Here is a 14,622-nt window from a genome sequence, read left to right on the forward strand (position 1 = left end):
TACCCCTCAATAGTGGAGCAGGCAACCGGACGCCAAGCAATTCACTACCAGCCCGCGATTCTTCCTCACCTAGCAGCTGCTTGACGCGTCCAGAAGGCATTCGAGACGGCGGGCCTACCGGTAGCGAGGATGGTGCTACGACAGCCGGGTCACCCGATTCCGCATATCTTTTTCATTGCAGCGTCCTTGGCATTGACGTCATCGACTTCCGACCGAAACTGAGGATCGTCGCGCTGCAGCGCACTTCCCATAGCCGTGGCTTTGGTGTATGCCGCTGCCAACGTAAGTGCGGCGGCTCGGTCGCCGGGAATCATCGCCGGCGCCGCGCTTACTGCCTGTTCCAGCATTACCGCCGCATTTACGCTGACTGCGCCGGCCAATGCTCGGTTATCGGTGTTGGTGTCAATGTCGACCGAGCGCGCCGCGAGCTTGTAAGCGTCACACAACTTCTGGTGCGCCGCAGAGACTTCGGCGGCACTGTACGTGGGGGCGGTCGACATACCTACCGGACTCAAACCCGACGACCGCGACGTCGCCACGACCAGCGCAACGACAGCCACTGCGGTCGAGACCAAAGCCATAACAATCGCACCGAGAGCGATCACCGGCCACACGCGTGAACGTGGCTGCGGCGCGGGATAGCTCGGCGCCCACTGCCCTACCGGCGGACCAACATGTGGCCGCGCACCCGGATCTGAAGGTGGGTCATCGGTCACGGGCGTTGATTACACGTTCCGTGTGGAAGGACCAGAACTCGGTCGCAGCGCATGCATGTCGGTGGCGTTGTTCTCGTCCATGTTGGTGAACCCGTGGGCCGCGTGGTGCGCCTTGGTACCGACTCCCGTGAGCGTCTCACTGTGGCCTTGCAGGGTTTTCATGTGCTGCCCGTGCGCGGCCGACACAGCGCCGTGAAAAGCATCGGCCGCGGCGAAGTCACCGAACATTCCGAATGCCACGGTTCCACCTGCCAGCTGATCCGCCCCGTCTTGGGCGTGCCCTCCTGCGCGGTGGGACTGATTGCCTCCGGAATGCAAAAGCTCCGTATCGACGAACACTGGCACTCCTTCCCATCTGACGCGATGCACGGCTTTCAGCGCCACGTACACGCCTTTTGTTCAAGCTAAATGCCACGTCGCGAGCGGTCAATTCACCACTGCCGTGGCCTATCGAAGCCCGCAGTACCAGGACCCCTAAAACCCATGACCATTGGTGACCGACCGCGCCGGCCGATCCCATTCCGGATCGACGGTGACGGGCACCTGGATCCCGACATGCGGCAGCGAAACCGTCCCTAAGCGGGTGTGTAACTGGAGAGGAAGGGCGATCCGCGCTGCGGCTCGCTCGGGCGCCACCATGCCTTCGCCGGCCAGACGATCGCCATGCCCGGTGACGATCTCGGTCATATTGTGCAGCGATTCGCTGCCCACGTCGTAATAGTGCGAGTGGTCGGTAAACCACGGCATCACGCTCTGCGAGCCGGCGACTTCGGCGTGAAACCGCACCGCCCCGAAACCCGCATGAGCGGGATCGGTGCCCAGCCCGGCCAACGGGCCCAGCGGTTGGTCCAGCGTCGCGTTCAGGCCGTTCGGGAGCCCGTTGCCGGAGTCGCCGATCCAGCTGATCGCATCGGTCGAAGCGGCGCCCACATATAACCTGCCGCCATCGAGATGGACGTCCGCGGCGCTGTGCACCAAATCGGTTCCTGGGCAACCGGTTAGCACGGCATCGTTGGCACGCATACCGCTGTTGGCGAACGCGTCGGCCACCGTCGTGGATCCGTAGGAGTGCCCGAGAACTGTTACATGCTGTGGCGCCGACGGATTATGTGTGGCGGCAAGGCCGTTGACATCGGCGGCCAGCAGCGCTCCCGCTTGTCGTGCCCGCCACGGAGTGCCGACCTGTTCCAACATCGATGGGTCGGTGAGGGCCTGCTGCCAATGCGGATGGTCGAATTCGGGTGCGTCATAGCCCATCCAGGCCAACACCGCGGTGGAGTTGCGAGGGTCGGCCTTCATCGACTGCTCGTAAAGGTTGATGGCGTCGTCCGGCCCGTCGGACATCCACCCTCCCCGCACGCTGCTGTTGGTGCCGGGAACAATGACCGCCGCGTTGCGGGACTTGTCAGGGTTGCCGATCGCGACGGCGGCCCTGCCCTTGCCGTTGAAGGCCAGCGGGTCGTAGGCCCACAGCATGACGGGGAGCCCCTCAGCCACATCGGGCCTTTTGTCGCGCTCGAGAAAGTCGTTTGTTTTCACCGCGTTCTGGTATCGGGCGATGTCGGTGGCGGACAGCCCATAATCGCCCGGGTTGGTGAACACATCCGCATTCCGGTTGTTGAGGGCGTCGTCGCGGAGCGCCGAGGGGACCAGCCCGCGCTGACGGGCGGCGTCTTCGACCCTGCGCAGGTCGTCTTTCATCGCCGCCTGGTTCACCGAATCACGCACGTCGGCCGGGACGCCGTTCAGGTTGCCCAACTCGTGCGGGTGTTGATCGATCAGCAGACGTTTTTGGTCGGCGTTCAACGAGTCCCACCATCGGTTGACTTCCTCTGGGCTGCTGCCCGGCCACGGAATCGACAGTTCGTCGACGCCTTGAATCTCCGCGGGGTCGGCCCCGTCCGCACGGAGATTCCCTAACCCGGACGCAAGCAGGGCCGAATATCGATCGCGAATCTGGCGAAGCACCAGCGCTATCGCTTTCGTTTCGGTCACCGCGTCCCCGCGCAGATCGGCCACCGCGCATTGGTCGTCATCCGCGAGGGCATCGCACAGCTCGTCGTCGATGTCCTCGAGGTCGTACTCCAGCGCGGCGAGGTACCACCCAGAGGCTCGTTGAGCCTCGGCCAACGCGGTGGCAATATTCTCCAAATCGATCGCGATCTTCGGAAATTGCTTGGCCTGCAGACCCAATGACCGGGTCACCCGCCGCACCTCGTCGACGTCGTTGATCGGATGCTCGTCATTCTGGTGGTTCCACGACGCCTCGAACCGACGACGGGCGCCGTCGAACGCGAGGCTGGCCTCCACAGTGCTCGCCCCGGCGTCACGGAAAGCTTTGGCTAGAGCCGAGATCTGCGCTGGGCGACCGGCTTGCAGACTGACATCGGTCGACCAGGGATCACCACCGGCCTCGGCGACGAGAAACGGAATGCTTAGGTGACGCAGCTGCATCGCATCGCGCCCCGGATGAAACGCGTTACGCCACTAGGCCGCCCTCACAGCGAACTCGCGCCGTCGGCGAAACCGTCGCCGTCGGTGTCGGTCAGCCGGACGTTCCATTTGCCGTCGCCATCGGTGTCGACATATCCGGTGACACCATTTTCGTCAGATCGCAGGACACGGTCGGCCAGCCCGTTGCCATCCGTGTCGACGAGGCGGGCGTCGGCGCGCCCGTGCCCGTCGAAGTCGACCAGTGGACCGCCGGTGTGTTCGACACCATCGAGGCCGAACCAGCGCAGTTGGCCGCCCCGGTCCATGGCTACAGCCCACGTCCCGGATCCGTCGTCGGTGAAATACGCCTCAGGGCTGCCGTCGTTGTCGAGGTCCAGCACGGCGTGATCCACGAGGCCATCGCCGTCGAGATCCGCGAGTGCGTCGTCGCGCAGGCCGTCGTGATCGAAATCCAGCCCAATCGATTCGAAGCGACCGTCGCCGTCCACGTCGAGGTCGGGTTGTGCGTGCCACATTGCGGCCGCGCCGCTATCGCCGGCCATGCAGTAATCCATGCGTATTCCGACGCGTGGATGTCGCTAGTCGTTCCCCCGAGACCGCCACCACGCCAACAGTTCCGCAGTCGCCTCGTCGTTATCCAGCGGTCCGCGCTCCAACCGGAGCTCTTTTAAAAACCGCCATGCCTCGCCGACTTGGGGGCCGGCCGGGATGCCGAGCAGCTCCATGATCTGGTTGCCGTCCAAATCGGGTCGCACTCGCGCCAAGTCCTCCTGGGCGGCCAGCTCGGCGATTCGCGTTTCGAGCCGGTCGTAACTGGCCTGCAGCCGCGCGGCGCGGCGCTTGTTGCGGGTCGTGCAGTCGGCTCGCACCAGCTTGTGCAGCCGGGGCAGCAGCGGACCGGCATCGGTGACGTAGCGGCGCACCGCGGAATCGGTCCACTTCCCATCTCCGTAGCCGTGAAACCGCAGATGCAGATACACCAGTTGTGAGATGCCCTCGACCATCTGCTTGGAGTACTTCAACGCCCGCAACCGCTTTCGGACCATCTTGGCGCCGACGACCTCGTGGTGATGAAAACTCACGCCGCCGTTGGCTTCGTGGCGCCGCGTCGCCGGCTTGCCTATGTCGTGCAGCAGCGCGGCCCAACGCAGCACCAGGTCCGGGCCGTCGTCCTCCAAGGCGATCGCCTGGCGCAGCACCGTCAGTGAATGCTGGTAGACGTCCTTGTGTTGGTGATGTTCATCGATGGCCATCTGCATGCCGCCGACCTCGGGCAGCACCACCTCGCCCATGCCGGTCTGCACCAGCAGGTCGATGCCGGCCGTCGGGTCGTCGCCGAGCAACAGTTTGTCCAGTTCGGTGGCCACCCGTTCGGCGCTGATCCGCGACAGCTGCGGGGCCATCTGATCGATCGCCTCCCGCACGCGTGGCGCAACAACAAAGCCGAGCTGCGAGACGAACCGCGCCGCGCGCAACATCCGTAGCGGGTCGTCGCCGAAGGACACCTCCGGCGCGGCAGGGGTATCCAGGACCCGCGCACGCAGCGCCGCCAAACCGCCTAGGGGATCCAGGAATTCGCCCGGCCCCTCTGACGTGACGCGCACGGCCATCGCGTTGGCCGTGAAATCGCGGCGCACCAGATCGTCCTCGAGGCGGTCGCCGAATCGCACCTCGGGATTGCGGGACACCTGGTCGTAGGTGTCTGCGCGAAAGGTGGTGATCTCCAGGCGCTGGTCGCCCTTGCCGACGCCAACGGTGCCGAATTCGATCCCGGTGTCCCATAGGTTGTCGGCCCACCGCCGCAAAATTTGTTGCACCTGCTCGGGGCGTGCGTCGGTGGTGAAATCCAGGTCGGGACTCAATCTGCCCAACAACGCATCCCGTACCGAACCGCCGACGAGGTAGAGCTCGTGGCCCGCGGCGGCGAACGCGGAGCCGAGCTCGGCCAGCATGGGCGCATGCCGATTCAGGGCGACCGCGGCGGCGGTCAGCAGGTCGGCATCCTGGGCGGCGTCAGGCACGTTCGACCAGCCTAGTCGGCCGCAGACGAAAGCCCGTGTGAGGAGCCTCGCGCGTCGGCAAAGGTGAATTGACCGGGCGCTGCGCGTCAGTAGCGTTACCTTGCGACAAGGGAGGGTGAACGGCGGGATGATGCGGTGCATCTCCGATACATAAGCAAGGGCGCGCTGATCGTGTTCGCGGGTGGAGACCCGTGGAAGATCAACGACACATTGCAGAGTGGCCGGCCGGCCCGGATCTCGTACCTCGCAAAAGCGTTTCATGATGCCGGGCGATCCACGGGGGAAGCGGAAGCCGCATTCAACCTGGCGCGGAATCGCTTCGACAAAGCTTGGACACGTGAGAACGGCGAGAATCCAATCAACGATTCGGCCGAGGTACAGCGGGCGACAAACTCGCTCGGGGTACAGGCAACTCAGTTGCCCAAAATAGGTGCCGATCTGGAGAACGTTGCGGCCGCACTGGCCGAGGCCCAGCGTTCCGGAAAGGGCGAGATTTCATCGCTCGAAGGAGCGCTCCAAGGGCTCGACGACCAAATCGGTCAGGCAGTCCAGCTGGAGAACGACTCTCAGCTAACGGCCTCGGAGACGAAGTTGCTGGACCACTACATCGACGGACTCGAGAAGCATGCGGTCGACGACACCAAGGCGTCGCTGAGCGAGCTCAACGACATTCGCCGTCAGTATTCGCGGCACCTTCAGACGGCACTGACGAATCTGCGTACGCAGGGCGGGTATGAGCCCGCACTGATTCAGGGCGTAGACGCGCAGCTGCCGGAATCTCCCGAACAGCAGAAGCAAAGCGAACAACGTTTGCACAATCAGATCGAGGCGTTCAAGCAGGCATTCGGCCGCGAGCCCATCTCAGATGCGGATTGGGAGACCGCAGCAGCTCTTGATCCGCAGACGTACGACCCCAAATTCAACGGCGCCAAATCGCAGATCCGTGTGGTGAAGATTCGCCCGGTGCCCGGGCAGGGCGTGGTCCGCGTCTCGCAATGGATTGAACAACGCGACGTGACCAGCTTTCCGCCATGGAAGCGAGACCTTGGGAACAACCGGGGACCTAATCCAAATTTCGACCCAGAAGACACTAAGGTCACCACATACATCGACTATGAAAATGGCATCGTCGTCCTGAGGCAGAACCCTTCCGTTGAGGAAAACTCGACAGGCGGACCGGGCCCGGTGAAGGTCGGCGCGCCTACTGGCAGCGTCACCCAACTGGCCGACAGGTCGGTTCGGATCAAGTACGACTCCGGCAATCCTTTCGCGCCAGGCATCTCCGCCGATCCCAAGGGACCCCTGATGGACCACACGGTGACGGTCAACGGTGACCTGGTCTTCACACCAGGACCTGGTGGTGTCGAGGTAAATGGCACGCGCACCAATTACCCCTCCCTAGAGGTGTATCAAGACCGGCCAGACGGCACGACGCAGACGGTGCTTATCGACCCGGCGCGATCCGGCAGCTCAGACGGACCCCTTCTGAATCTGCCCCGTCACCACGACGTAGGCCCGCTCGGCGGTAAGGCGTTTGCGCCGTTCGACAGTGGCGGATGGAACTCAAAGTACGATGTGCCAACCCCATTGCCCGCGACGGAGTTCGGCCCCGTAACCGGCCCGCCGTCGGTTCCTCGGCTGCCGACCGGTGGCGTAGTTTCGGCTTGATCACAAAGTGAGGACGACTAGTTATGTGGTCATCAGCTCGCAAGCCCTTCGTTGATGCCGGGGCTTGGCGTACGGCGACCTTATCCGCACCATTTGTCGTGCAAGGTGTCTTGGCGTTGCTGATACTCGCCTTATGGCTATTGGGTGAAGGGCCGTTCAAAACGCATAGCGCGTACGCAGGCGAACGCGCCTGGATGGTGACTGCGACGCTTATCGCCTCGGGGGTGTCATTGTTGATCAGCGGCGCACTGGTGTGGTCGCCGTCGTCGCGATGTCGCGGTATCGCGCTTAGCCTCGCCGGCTGTTCGGCGCTTGTACTGGTCGGCGGAGTTTTGTACGCCTACCTGACGATGCGATGAAAGGGGTGTATTGGTGGACGGAGCGCCTTCTGCCCCGATGACCGGCCGCTACGGACCGATCAGTTTTCTCGTTACCCTGGCGCATATCCTCGTGATTGATTTTGCCACTTGGCTTTTCATGCCCTGGCTGATCTTGGTTCTTCTCGCGGCGCCTGTATTGCTTGTGTATGTAGGAATTAGTGCTGTTGTTGCCCGGACCGGCGGTAAGACAGGCCAGATCGGCCGCGGAATGCTTTGGGGCAGCCTCTCCGCGCCGTTGTCAGTACTGATCTTCGTTCCAGTCTGGCTCATCGCCCAGGCGATCGGCCCGATCTGACGACACGCATTCCGCCGTCACCTCGCGCCCTCATCCCGCGGCGAGCATCTCCAGGAGAATGTGCCGTGCCAGCTACTATCGCTTGGGTGTCGGACGGCGAACAAGGCAAACCACGTCGGCGCCGGGGGCGGCGCCGGGGCCGTGGCGCCGCGACTTCGCCCGAGAACCAGACCGCCGGTCAAGCGACGGGTGACTCGACAGCCACCAAATCCCGCCGATCCCGGGCGTCTCGCCGCGGACCGGATCAGCTGCGGACCGTCCACGAAACCTCGGCCGGAGGGCTGGTCATCGACGGTCTCGACGGACCGCGCGAGTCTCAGGTCGCCGCCCTGATCGGACGGATCGACCGGCGCGGGCGGATGCTGTGGTCGCTGCCCAAAGGGCACATCGAACTCGGTGAGACCGCCGAGCAGACCGCTATTAGAGAAGTAGCCGAAGAGACCGGCATCCGGGGCAGCGTGCTGGCCGCGCTGGGCCGCATCGACTATTGGTTTGTCACCGATGGCCGTCGCGTGCACAAGACCGTGCACCACTATCTAATGCGCTTCTCCGGCGGCGAGTTGTCCGACGAGGATCTCGAAGTAGCCGAGGTGGCCTGGGTGCCAATGGGCGAATTGCCGTCCCGGCTGGCCTACGCCGACGAACGCCGCCTGGCCCGCGTGGCCGACGAGCTGATCGACAAGCTGCAGAGCGACGGTCCGGCTTCGCTTCCCCCGCTGCCGCCCAGCTCCCCGCGGCGCCGCCCGCAGACCCATTCGCGGACTCGGCATTCTGACAAACCGGCTACGGGCCGGAAGAACGGCCACGGACCGGGGCCGTGACAGCTCCGCGTCCCCAGTGGGCCGGTTTGGTGCGTATCGCCGCCGTGCTCGCCATCGTGGCCGGACTTGCGGTGCTCACCGGGCCGGTCATGCCGCCTGCGGCGGCGGGCGAGCCCGGGGTGACGCCATTTGTCCGTGTCCGCATCGATCAAGTCACCCCGGACGTGGTCACCACGACCAGTCCGCCCGTCGTGACCGTCAGCGGCATGGTGACCAACATCGGCGACCGGCCGGTCCGCGACGTCATGGTCCGCCTCGAGCACGCCGGCACGGTCACCTCCTCCGCGGGTTTGCGCACCACCCTCGACGGTGACACCGGCGGATATCAGGCCGCCGCGGATTTCCTCACAGTGGCGCCCGAACTGCAGCGCGGGCAAGAAGTCGGCTTCACCCTGTCGGCGCCCCTGCGCGCCCTGACCAAGCCGTCGCTGGGAGTGGAGAAGCCCGGCGTCTACCCCGTCCTGGTCAACGTGAACGGCACGCCGGATTACGGCGCACCCGCCCGGCTGGACAACGCGCGCTTCCTGCTGCCCGTAGTCGGGGTTCCGCCCGACCGTGCCGACGACGTGGGCTCCGCCGTCGCGCCCGACACCTCCAAACCGGTACTGATCACCATGCTGTGGCCGCTGGCCGACCGGCCCAGGCTGGCTCCCGGCGTCCCGGGGGGAACCATCCCGGTACGGCTGGTCGACGACGACCTGGCCACCTCGTTGGCCGGCGGCGGCCGGCTCGACATCCTGCTGGCCTCGGCCGAAGTCGCCACCAGTCACGACGTCGACCCCGACGGCGCCGTCGGCCGCGCGCTGTGTCTGGCGATCGACCCGGATCTGCTGGTCACGGTCAATGCGATGACCGCCGGCTATGTTGTCTCCAACTCCCCCGCCGACTCGGCGCAACTGCCCGGCACCCCCACCCACCCGGGTGGCGGGCAGGCCACCGCGACCGAATGGCTGAATCGCCTTCGCGCCCTGGCGCACCGGACCTGTGTGGCCCCGCTCCCCTACGCGCAAGCCGATCTGGATGCCGTGCAGCGCGTCAACGATCCCGGCCTGAGTGCCATCGCCACCACGGACGCCAACAGCATCATCGACAAAATCCTGGACGTCTCCTCCACCCGCGGCGCCACGCTGGTGCCAGACGGTCCGCTGACCGACCGCGCGGTCAAGCTGCTCAGCGCCAACGACAACACGGTCGCGATCGCCGCCGCCGACCTGTCGGCCACCGAGGCGCAGGGCTCCTCCGAGAGTGGCGTCGACACCGCACCCCGGCGGTTGACCCCCCAGGTCATGGTCGCGCCGTTCGACCCCGCCGTCGGCGCCGCGCTGGCCGGAGCTGGTAACACCCCCGCGGTGCCGACGTACCTGGACGAGTCCCTGACGGTTCGGCTGGGACACGACTCGGTGACCGCGCGCCGGCAGGACGCGCTGGGCTCGATCTTCTGGCATGCGCTCGGCCGCGACGAACCGCGCACCCAGATCCTGGTCCCGCCGACGACGTGGAATCTGCAGGCCGACGACGCCCAGGTCATCCTGACCGCGTTGACCACCACCATCCGCTCCGGCCTGGCGGTGCCGCGCCCGCTGCCGGTCGTGGTCGCCGAGGCTAACCAGGCTGCACAAGCCCGCACCGACTCACCGGGAGAGGTCGGCGCCTACACCTCCGCACCCGGACAGTTCAGCGATGACGTCACCGCCGGGATCACCGGGCAGGTCGGTCGGCTGTGGGGATTGACGTCATCGCTGATGACCGACGATCGCAGTGGGCTGACCGGCGTCCAGTACACAGCGCCCCTGCGCGAGGACATGCTGCGCGCGCTGAGCCAGTCCGAACCGCCCGACACCCGCAACGGATTGGCCCAGCAGCGCCTCGCGGTGGTCGGCAAAACGATCAGCGACCTGTTCGGCGCTGTGACGATCGTCAACCCGGGCGGCTCCTACACCCTGGCCACCGAGCACAGCCCGCTGCCGCTGGCGCTGCACAACGGCCTGTCGGTTCCGATTCGGGTGCGTCTGCATGTCGATGCGCCGCCGGGAATGAACGTCACCGACATCGGCCAGATCGAACTGCCGCCGGGTTACCTGCCGCTGCGCATCCCGGTCGAAGTGAACTTCACCCAGCGCGTCGCCGTTGACGCGACCCTGCGGACCCCGGACGGTCTTCGGCTGGGTGAACCGGTGCGGTTGTCGGTGCATTCCAACGCCTACGGCAAGGTCCTGTTCGCCATCACCCTGTCCGCCGCAGCTGTCCTGATCTTGCTGGCCGGCCGACGGCTGTGGCACCGCTTCCGTGGCCAACCCGACCGCGCCGACCTGGACCGCCCCGACCCACCCGATGCCCGGCACGCCGCTAACTCCGGCGACGCCGATAACCGGGTCGAACACGAGCACCGAGTATGACCCCCACCTACCGGCAGGCCCAACCACACCACCGCCTGCCCGAGCCGCCGCGGCATTCTCGGGTGCCGGGCTCACCGCCGACCGGCCCGCTTCCGCCCATTGCCGCCGAGATCGATCGTCGGCGCCCCGAGCTGTCTGACGCGGCGCTGGTGTCGCGGTCGTGGGCAATGGCTTTCGCCACGCTGATCAGCCGGCTAACCGGCTTCGCCCGGGTGGTGCTGCTGGCCGCGATCCTGGGCGCCGCGCTGTCCAGCGCGTTCTCGGTGGCCAACCAGTTGCCCAACCTGGTGGCGGCGCTGGTGCTGGAGGCGACTTTCACCGCGATCTTCGTGCCGGTGCTGGCCCGCGCCGAGCAGAACGACCCCGACCGCGGCTTGGCGTTCGTGCGACGCCTGGTCACGTTGACGACGGCACTGCTGATCTTCGCCACAGCGCTGTCGGTGGTGGCCGCCCCGCTGTTGGTGCGGTTGATGCTGGGCCGCAACCCGCAGGTCAACGAGCCGCTGACCATCGCCTTCGCCTACCTGTTGCTGCCGCAGGTTCTCGCCTACGGGCTGACGTCGGTGTTCATGGCGATCCTGAACACCCGCAACGTATTTGGGCCCACGGCGTGGGCACCGGTCGTCAACAACGTCGTTGCGCTGGTCACCCTGGCGGTCTACGCGGTGGTTCCCGGTGAGCTGTCGGTCGATCCCGTCCGGATGGGCAACGCCAAGCTGCTGGTGCTCGCCGTCGGCACCACACTGGGCGTCTTCGCCCAAACTGGGTTGTTGCTGGTGGCGCTGCGACGCCAAGGCGTCGACCTGCGCCCGCTGTGGGGAATCGATCAGCGCCTCAAGCGCTTCGGCACCATGGCAGCCGCCATGGTGCTCTACGTACTGATCAGCCAGCTCGGCCTGGTGGTCGGCAACCAGATCGCCAGCACCGCAGCGGCATCAGGCCCCGCGATCTACAACTACACCTGGCTGGTGCTGATGCTGCCGTTCGGCATGATCGGCGTTACGGTGCTGACCGTCGTGATGCCGCGGCTGAGCCGCAACGCCGCCGCCGACGACACCCCGGCCGTGCTCGGCGACCTGTCGCTGGCCACCCGGCTGACGTTGATCACGCTGATCCCGATCGTCGCGTTCATGACCGTCGGCGGGCCCGCGATGGGCAGCGCCCTGTTCGCCTACGGCCATTTCGGGAACGTCGACGCCGGATACCTGGGCGCCGCGATCACCCTCTCGGCCTTCACGCTGATCCCTTACGGGCTGGTACTCCTGCAGCTGCGGGTGTTCTACGCACGCGAACAGCCATGGACGCCGATCGTCATCATCCTGGTCATCACGGCCGTCAAGATCCTGGGCTCGGTGCTGGCACCGCACCTCACCGACGACCCCAAGCTGGTGGCCGGTTTTCTGGGGCTGGCCAACGGCATCGGATTCCTCGCCGGCGCGGTCGTCGGCTACGTCCTGCTCCGACGCACCCTGCTGCCGGCCGGTGGCCACCTGATCGGCGTCGGCGAAGTCCGGACGATCCTGGTGACGCTTACCGCGTCCATGCTGGCCGGGTTGATCGCCCATGTGGTCGACCGACTCCTCGGGCTGGACGCACTCACCGAGCACGGCGGCGGCGGCTCCCTGCTTCGCCTGTTCGTGCTGGGGCTGATCATGCTGCCGATCACGGCCGCGGTGATGTTGCGCGCACAGGTTCCCGAGGCGCGGGCGGCGCTGGACGCCCTGCGGTACCGCATCACGGGCCGCGGACCGCGGCCGCGCAAACCGAGTGCCAAGGATCGATCGTCTCACCGACGCCCGGTCACGTACCCTGAGCAGAGGAATTCGTCCCCGCCTGGAGTAAATGCGGTCCAGGAGCCGATCCGGCGCAGCCCTCCGGAGCGGGCAAACCGAGCCCGGCTAGTGAAAGGACCGGAGGTGACCGACCGCCCGATGGAGAGCGCAGCCCCCAGCTCTGGGCCTGGTGCAGGCTCAGGTACTCCGCTGCCGCGGCCGATCGCCGACGACTTCCAGCCCGACATTCCAGCCGACGAGTCAAAGCGGTCCACCCCTGCGCGCCCGTCGGACCAGGCCAACGGGGATATCCCCGGTTCCCGGCATGCACAGACCCCGTTCGAAGCGCCGCGCGGCCGTGCGGCGGATTCCACGGGAGACGACTTGCACCTGGTGCCCGGCGCCCGCATCGCCGGCGGCCGGTACCGACTGCTGGTGTTCCACGGCGGCGCCCCACCGCTGCAGTTCTGGCAGGCGCTGGACACCGCCCTCGACCGGCAGGTGGCGCTGACCTTCGTCGACCCGGACGGCGCCCTGCCCGATGAGGTCCTTCAGGAGATCCTGTCGCGCACCCTGCGGCTCAGCCGCATCGACAAACCCGGTATCGCCCGCGTGCTCGACGTGGTGCACACCGGCGCCGGCGGCCTCGTGGTCTCCGAATGGATCCGGGGCGGCTCGTTGCAGGAGGTGGCCGACACCGCACCCTCGCCGGTGGGCGCTGTGCGGGCCATGCAGTCGCTGGCCGCGGCCGCCGACGCGGCCCACCGCGCCGGCGTCGCCCTGTCGATGGACCACCCCAGCCGAGTGCGGGTCAGCATCGAAGGCGACGTCGTGCTGGCCTACCCGGCGACCATGCCCGACGCCAACCCGCAGGATGACATCCGCGGGATCGGCGCCGCGCTCTACGCCTTGCTGGTCAATCGATGGCCCATCGTGGAGAGCGGGGTGCGCAGCGGGCTAGCGGCGGCCGAACGCGACTCCGCCGGCAATCCCGTCGAGCCTATGTCCGTCGACCGAGATATCCCCTTCCAGATCTCCGCGGTCGCCGTCCGAGCGGTCCAGGAGGACGGCGGAATACGCAGCGCCTCAACGCTTTTGAACCTGCTTCAGCAGGCCACCGCGGTCGCCGACCGCACCGAGGTCCTCGGCCCCATCGACGATTCGCCCTCGCCCTCGACGGCTTTGATCTCATCCGGTCAGGAGCAGGCGGCCTTTGCCCGGCGGCGGCGCAACGTGGTCATCGGGGTCGGCGCCGGCCTTGCCGTCATCGTGGTGGCCCTGCTGGTGCTGGCATCGATCGTGAGCAAAATCTTCGGCAACGTCGGCGGTGGCCTCAATAAGGACGAGCTCGGACTGAACGGCCCCTCGTCGTCGTCCGCGTCGGCGTCGTCGAGCGCCCCGTCCGCAGCCGCGGGTAGCGTCGTCAAACCCACCAAAGCGACAGTCTTCTCCCCCGACGGCGACGCCGACAACGCGGGGACGGCCGGGCAGGCCATCGACGGCGATCCCTCGACGGCCTGGGCGACCGAGGTCTACACCGACGCCGTCCCCTTCCCGAGTTTCAAGCAGGGCGAGGGGCTGATGTTGCAGCTGCCCGGCCCCACCGTGGTCGGCCAAGTCAGCATCGACACCCCGAGCAGCGGAACCAAGGTCGAGATCCGCGCGGCATCCTCGCCGGCGCCGTCCAGCCTCAACGACACCACCGTGCTGGCCCAGGGCTTCACCCTCAAGCCCGGGCACAACGTGATCCCGGTCAGGGCGGGCTCGCCGACGTCGAATCTGCTGGTGTGGATCTCCACACTGGGGTCCACCAGTGGCAAGAGCCAAGCCGGCTTTTCGGAGATCACCGTCCAGGCCGCGTCCTGATCCGCGGCCCATTCGACACACTCACATAGACCGTTGCAAGTGAAGTGCCGCGGCATACGCAATTGGTTAATGTCCGGCCGTGGGCTTCGGGAGAAACGCCAAGCACGAGCGCAGTGACGCCGAACTACTGGCAGCCCACGTGGCCGGTGACCGCTACGCCTTCAGCGAGCTCTTCGGACGTCACCAGCGGCACCTGCACCGGCTTGCCCGGCTGACCACTCGCACCCCCGAGG

At 66.5% G+C, this 14,622-nt stretch carries 10 protein-coding genes and 1 pseudogene; 6 read left to right on the forward strand and 5 right to left on the reverse strand.

Annotated features, from left to right (window positions below; genetic code table 11):
- Positions 1 to 149: 149 nt before the first annotated feature.
- From VFW69_RS14395 to VFW69_RS14415, 5 genes are all read right to left on the reverse strand, one after another.
- Positions 150 to 581, reverse strand: coding sequence for a hypothetical protein (locus tag VFW69_RS14395; RefSeq protein ID WP_526502193.1), 432 nt, complete (start codon positions 579 to 581; stop codon positions 150 to 152).
- A 144-nt stretch (positions 582 to 725) separates the two neighbouring features.
- Positions 726 to 1,061, reverse strand: coding sequence for a DUF2563 family protein (locus tag VFW69_RS14400; protein ID WP_526502202.1), 336 nt, complete (start codon positions 1,059 to 1,061; stop codon positions 726 to 728).
- 129 nt (positions 1,062 to 1,190) lie between these two features.
- On the reverse strand, positions 1,191 to 3,170 hold the full coding sequence (locus VFW69_RS14405) for a putative alpha/beta hydrolase (RefSeq protein ID WP_526502194.1): 1,980 nt from the start codon (positions 3,168 to 3,170) through the stop codon (positions 1,191 to 1,193).
- Between the two features lie 44 nt (positions 3,171 to 3,214).
- Positions 3,215 to 3,724, reverse strand: a complete 510-nt coding sequence (locus VFW69_RS14410) for a pullulanase (protein ID WP_526502195.1) — start codon at positions 3,722 to 3,724, stop codon at positions 3,215 to 3,217.
- A gap of 24 nt (positions 3,725 to 3,748) precedes the next feature.
- Positions 3,749 to 5,191 carry a CCA tRNA nucleotidyltransferase gene (locus tag VFW69_RS14415; RefSeq protein WP_526502196.1) on the reverse strand — a complete coding sequence of 481 codons (1,443 nt, stop codon included), beginning with the start codon at positions 5,189 to 5,191 and terminating at the stop codon, positions 3,749 to 3,751.
- 135 nt (positions 5,192 to 5,326) lie between these two features.
- Here VFW69_RS14415 and VFW69_RS14420 point away from each other — a divergent pair, with 135 nt between their 5' ends.
- From VFW69_RS14420 to VFW69_RS14445, 6 genes and pseudogenes are all read left to right on the forward strand, one after another.
- Positions 5,327 to 6,859, forward strand: coding sequence for a putative alpha/beta hydrolase (locus VFW69_RS14420; protein WP_526502197.1), 1,533 nt, complete (start codon positions 5,327 to 5,329; stop codon positions 6,857 to 6,859).
- A 396-nt stretch (positions 6,860 to 7,255) separates the two neighbouring features.
- A complete protein-coding gene (locus VFW69_RS14425) occupies positions 7,256 to 7,534 on the forward strand; it encodes a hypothetical protein (RefSeq protein WP_526502198.1) in 279 nt (92 codons plus the stop codon).
- 86 nt (positions 7,535 to 7,620) lie between these two features.
- Positions 7,621 to 8,355 (forward strand): NUDIX hydrolase, encoded by a 735-nt coding sequence (locus tag VFW69_RS14430; RefSeq protein ID WP_526502199.1) that lies wholly within the window; start codon positions 7,621 to 7,623, stop codon positions 8,353 to 8,355.
- On the forward strand, positions 8,352 to 10,751 hold the full coding sequence (locus tag VFW69_RS14435) for a hypothetical protein (protein ID WP_526502200.1): 2,400 nt from the start codon (positions 8,352 to 8,354) through the stop codon (positions 10,749 to 10,751). Before VFW69_RS14430 ends, VFW69_RS14435 begins: the two co-directional genes overlap by 4 nt.
- Positions 10,748 to 14,389 carry a murein biosynthesis integral membrane protein MurJ gene (locus tag VFW69_RS14440; RefSeq protein ID WP_526502201.1) on the forward strand — a complete coding sequence of 1,214 codons (3,642 nt, stop codon included), beginning with the start codon at positions 10,748 to 10,750 and terminating at the stop codon, positions 14,387 to 14,389. Before VFW69_RS14435 ends, VFW69_RS14440 begins: the two co-directional genes overlap by 4 nt.
- Positions 14,390 to 14,468: 79 nt before the next feature.
- Positions 14,469 to 14,622 (forward strand): annotated as a pseudogene (locus VFW69_RS14445) (RNA polymerase sigma factor SigM); the annotation flags it as partial.

The sequence above is a fragment of the Mycobacterium sp. genome (genome assembly GCF_036273375.1).
GTDB lineage: Bacteria > Actinomycetota > Actinomycetes > Mycobacteriales > Mycobacteriaceae > Mycobacterium.

What these genes read in the sequence shown, in the direction of transcription:
- VFW69_RS14395 (WP_526502193.1), bottom strand. Translation starts at nt 581, where the DNA reads ATGGCTTTGGTCTCGACCGCAGTGGCTGTCGTTGCGCTGGTCGTGGCG.
- VFW69_RS14405 (WP_526502194.1), bottom strand. Translation starts at nt 3,170, where the DNA reads ATGCAGCTGCGTCACCTAAGCATTCCGTTTCTCGTCGCCGAGGCCGGT.
- VFW69_RS14410 (WP_526502195.1), bottom strand. Translation starts at nt 3,724, where the DNA reads ATGGATTACTGCATGGCCGGCGATAGCGGCGCGGCCGCAATGTGGCAC.
- VFW69_RS14425 (WP_526502198.1), top strand. Translation starts at nt 7,256, where the DNA reads ATGACCGGCCGCTACGGACCGATCAGTTTTCTCGTTACCCTGGCGCAT.
- VFW69_RS14440 (WP_526502201.1), top strand. Translation starts at nt 10,748, where the DNA reads ATGACCCCCACCTACCGGCAGGCCCAACCACACCACCGCCTGCCCGAG.